The sequence below is a fragment of the Bradyrhizobium sp. genome (assembly GCF_019242285.1).
Taxonomy (GTDB): domain Bacteria; phylum Pseudomonadota; class Alphaproteobacteria; order Rhizobiales; family Xanthobacteraceae; genus Bradyrhizobium.
In genome coordinates, this window is the sequence record NZ_JAFAVV010000032.1 from 1 (window position 1) to 3,851 (window position 3,851).

Below are 3,851 nucleotides of genomic sequence, written 5' to 3' on the forward strand. Positions count from 1 at the left end.
CCTTCTCGTGATTGGTCCGCTCGGAAAAAAATTTTCGACAAATGGGCGCTGGGCGCGAACGGCCGCTTGCCAGCCAGGGTCGCGATGGCGCGATGGGCGCAGAGCAGCCGTGACATGAGCTGAAAGCTACAGTCCCGCTCCGCCGCCTCCTGGACGAAATGGCGGTGGAACCATCAGCATGTCGGTGATAGACTTGGGAAGATTGCCGATTGGATTTTCGCGCGTTGGCATTCCGTCTATGAACGGAATGAGCTGGCAGCGGGCCACCTCGAAGACGCGGCGGAGCTCGGCGACCGGATGGGCATGCTCATCGACACGCAGGCTGAGATAGGGATAGTCCTGCGAATGGTGCACGAGAATGGCCGCCGACTGGCGACCGCGCTTGTCGCCGCCCGCCGCCTGCCCGGCCTCGAGAACAATGACGAGCCGCTCGGCCAAGGGCAAGGCATCGGTCCGCGCGAACGCCTCGGCCATCGCTGCGACGGTCGGCTCGCCCACGAGCATGTTGCCTTGGACGGCAAAATTCGGACCCGTGCGATGTCCGTACCATTGCGTACACTGCGATCCGCTGAACGCCGCGCTCGCGCCGCTCGAATCGACTAGGCCGAGCTGACGCACCTCGCGTCCCGGATCGGCGGCGATCAGGGCGTCGAGCGCCTGCTGCGCGCTCTTGCCTTCAGCGAGCAGCTTCAAACCGTCGATGCCGAGGCACGGATTCACCCACGATTGCGTGGCGACCGCGCCAACTCCCGATTTCACCCAAGGACAGATGCCACCAACGCCGGGCACTGCTGTTGAGACTGCGACGCCGAACATTCCGCTGCGCGCGCATCGCGCCGCAATCGAAAACGTGTTCATTTCAAGCATCGTCGTTCTCCTTGATGCAATTCACTGGTCGGCGCAGCACCCGATGCCTGCGTTGTCCGGCCGCGCCGGCCGAGATCGGGGTCCGGCACCGCGTCGGGCAGCGCCCGCGTATATGGATGTTGAGGGCGGGCGAAGATTGCGTCGCTCTCGCCCATCTCGACGACAGCACCACGCCGCATGACTGCTACCCGATCGCTGACGTAGCGGATCACCGCAAGGTTGTGACTAACAAATACGTAGGTCAGACCGAGTTCACGCTTGGTCTTCTTGAAAACATTCAGAATCTGCGCCTGTACGGATACATCCAGCGCGGAGGTCGGTTCGTCTGCCAGCACTACAGACGGACGCAGAATGATGGCGCGCGCAATGGCGACACGCTGGCGCTGGCCACCCGACAGCTGGTGTGGGTGTCGCGCCAGCAAGCTGGTATTTAGCCCGACCAGCGCGAGCGTATCGGCAACCATTTTGCGTCGGCTCTCCCGCGTTCCGATCCCGTGCACTTCGAGCGGCGCTGACAAAAGCGAGCCGATACTGTGCCGTGGGTTGAAGGACGAGGCAGGATCCTGGAACACGGCCTGGATCTGGCGACGCAAGGCGAGGATTTCGCCTCCCGAAAGCGTCCAGATGTCTCGCCCGTCGAAGCGAATGATTCCCGCGGTTGGCCGGATCAATCGCAGCATCATCCGCAGAAGCGTCGACTTGCCCGACCCAGATTCGCCGACAATTCCCAAGGTCTCGCCGGGCCGGACCTCGAGGCTGATGCGGTCAACGGCCTTGAAGCTCTGGCGCAACCACAACCTGCGGCCGGTCTCGAAGGTTTTCGAGACGTTGGCTACATCGAGGAGAGCCCCGGTCATTGCGGCGTCGCGCAACGCCAGCAGCGCGCCAGATGACCTCCGCCTACCTGGAAGGGTGGCGGCTCTTCGCCACAACGCTCGAACGCCACGGGACAACGATCGGCGAAGCGACAGCCCGTCGGCAGATTGTCGGGCGATGGAATCTGCCCGGGAATGGAGACAAGTTCCTTTTCGACCGCGCGGATCGTTGGGGTGGCCCGCAGAAGGGCCTGCGTGTAGGGGTGGCTCGGCCGGTAGAATATGTGTTCCACCGACCCTTCCTCGATCCCCAGCCCCGCGTACATGACGTAGACCCGGTCGCACAAATCGGCCACGACGCCGAGGTCATGCGTGATAAACAGTATGGAGGTGCCATGTGCGTCCCGAATCTCGCGCAGGAGCTTCAGGACCTGCGCCTGGACGGTGACGTCGAGGGCGGTCGTCGGTTCGTCGGCGATCAGAAGCTGCGGCTCCAGTGCGAGGCCCATGGCCACCATGGCACGCTGCTGCATGCCTCCGGAGAACTGGTGCGGATACTCCTCGGCGCGCTCCTCGGCATCGCGCAGATGAACCGATCGCAGCAGTTCAATCGCCTTGTGCTTGGCAATTTGCCAGGGCGTTCCCCGGTGGATGTTCAGTGGCTCGCCAACTTGCAATCCAATCGGAAACACCGGATTCAAGGCCCTGAGCGCATCCTGCGGAATAAAGGCGACGCGGTCACCCCGAATCGCGCGCCATTCGTCCTCCGACAAATCGAGCAGCGACGTTCCCGAGAGTCTGATCAAGCCGGATCGGATTCGAGCACCGCGCGGCAGCAGGCCAAGCACCGAAAGCGCCGTCAGCGTCTTGCCGCTGCCGGACTCGCCGATGAGGCCGACGATTTCGCCGGGCGCGATTCGGAGGTTTACCCGGTCGACCACCCTCTGTACGCGGCCGCGCGCCCGAAACTCGATCGTAAGACCCTCGATCTCCAGCGTCGCAGCCGGCCTGGCCGACGGGGTCGGAACTGTCTCCAGCATCTCAATCCCGAAGATGCGGATCGAGCAGATCGCGCAGACCATCGCCCACGAGATTAAACCCCAACACAGACATGAACAGGGCCATGCCTGGCACAATGCCAAGCCAGGGCGCCTGGGCCAGGAAGCCACGACCCGTGTTGAGCATGTTGCCCCACGAGGCGTAGGGCGGCTGCGCGCCGAGACCAAGAAAGCTTAACGCGGATTCCAGGAGCACCGCATAGGCAAAGGCTACTGCCGCTTCGACAAGAAGCGGAGCGGCAACATTAGGCAATATCTCGCGCGCAAGGATCCTGAAATCGCTCATCCCAATCGCCCTCGCCGCTTCAACGTATTGCTGGCGAAGGACATCCCTGGTCGCAGCACGTGCGAGGCGGGCAAAACCCGGAATGAAGATGATGCCGATCGCGATCATGGCATTGAGGATGCTCGTTCCCAGGCTTGCCATTAGGATGATCGCGAGCAGGATGGCAGGAAAGGAGAATAGCAATTCCATCAGTCGCATCAGCAGCGCGTCAACGAGCTCACCGAAATAAGCTGCCACGACGCCAATCAAAGTCCCTCCTACGAGACCGACACAGACGGCGGTGAGAGCCACCTGAACTGATATCTGCGCAGCGTAGATCGTGCGAGAGAGGACGTCGCGGCCGAGTTCGTCGGTTCCGAGCCAATGCGCGGCACTGGGCGCTTGCAGCATGCTCGGCACATCGAGGTCGTAAGGCGAATAGGGGGCAAGCACCGGTGCAAGCAACGCCGCAATGAAGACAAGGGCGACCAGAAAGCCGCCGATAGCGAGCAAGCCGTGCCGCCGGAAACTAGCGCCTCGCCGGTTCGATTTGAGCCGGGAAAGCGGTGGATTCAGCATCTCGTCAGTCATTAACCGTTCCTCGATCGGACCTGCCGCGGATCAAGACCGGCGCCAAGGATATCGACCAACATGTTGGCTAGGAGAACCACGACCGTAATGGTGAGCGCGGCCGCAAGCAGTACCGGATAATCCCGGTTGATGATGCCCACCAACACCAGGGAGCCGACGCCGGGAAGGCGGAAGATGTCCTCAATTATGACGACGCCGCCGAATAGAAATCCGAACTCGACGGCACCCACCGTGAGGAATGGGATCAACGAATTG

The 3,851-nt window shown here is 62.3% G+C and carries 5 protein-coding genes; all 5 read right to left on the bottom strand.

Annotated features, from left to right (window positions below; translation table 11 throughout):
- Nucleotides 1–126: 126 nt before the first annotated feature.
- A complete protein-coding gene (locus JOY90_RS01575; protein WP_291689420.1) occupies nucleotides 127–867 on the bottom strand; it encodes a DUF1028 domain-containing protein in 741 nt (246 codons plus the stop codon).
- Nucleotides 855–1,724 carry an ATP-binding cassette domain-containing protein gene (locus JOY90_RS01580; RefSeq protein WP_291689421.1) on the bottom strand — a complete coding sequence of 290 codons (870 nt, stop codon included), beginning with the start codon at nucleotides 1,722–1,724 and terminating at the stop codon, nucleotides 855–857. The genes JOY90_RS01575 and JOY90_RS01580 overlap by 13 nt, the downstream gene beginning before the upstream one ends.
- Complete coding sequence (locus tag JOY90_RS01585) at nucleotides 1,721–2,764, bottom strand: ABC transporter ATP-binding protein (protein WP_291689422.1); 1,044 nt, start codon at nucleotides 2,762–2,764, stop codon at nucleotides 1,721–1,723. The genes JOY90_RS01580 and JOY90_RS01585 overlap by 4 nt, the downstream gene beginning before the upstream one ends.
- The gene (locus JOY90_RS01590; protein ID WP_291689423.1) at nucleotides 2,724–3,596 is read right to left on the bottom strand and encodes an ABC transporter permease; all 873 of its coding nucleotides are present in this window, start codon (nucleotides 3,594–3,596) and stop codon (nucleotides 2,724–2,726) included. Before JOY90_RS01590 ends, JOY90_RS01585 begins: the two co-directional genes overlap by 41 nt.
- The coding region (locus JOY90_RS01595; protein WP_291689424.1) for an ABC transporter permease subunit at nucleotides 3,596–3,851 on the bottom strand (256 nt) is incomplete at its 5' end. The genes JOY90_RS01595 and JOY90_RS01590, both read right to left, overlap by 1 nt.

Coding starts and splice junctions, on each gene's coding strand:
- JOY90_RS01575 (WP_291689420.1), bottom strand. CDS start 867: ATGCTTGAAATGAACACGTTTTCGATTGCGGCGCGATGCGCGCGCAGC.
- JOY90_RS01580 (WP_291689421.1), bottom strand. CDS start 1,724: ATGACCGGGGCTCTCCTCGATGTAGCCAACGTCTCGAAAACCTTCGAG.
- JOY90_RS01585 (WP_291689422.1), bottom strand. CDS start 2,764: ATGGTCTGCGCGATCTGCTCGATCCGCATCTTCGGGATTGAGATGCTG.
- JOY90_RS01590 (WP_291689423.1), bottom strand. CDS start 3,596: ATGACTGACGAGATGCTGAATCCACCGCTTTCCCGGCTCAAATCGAAC.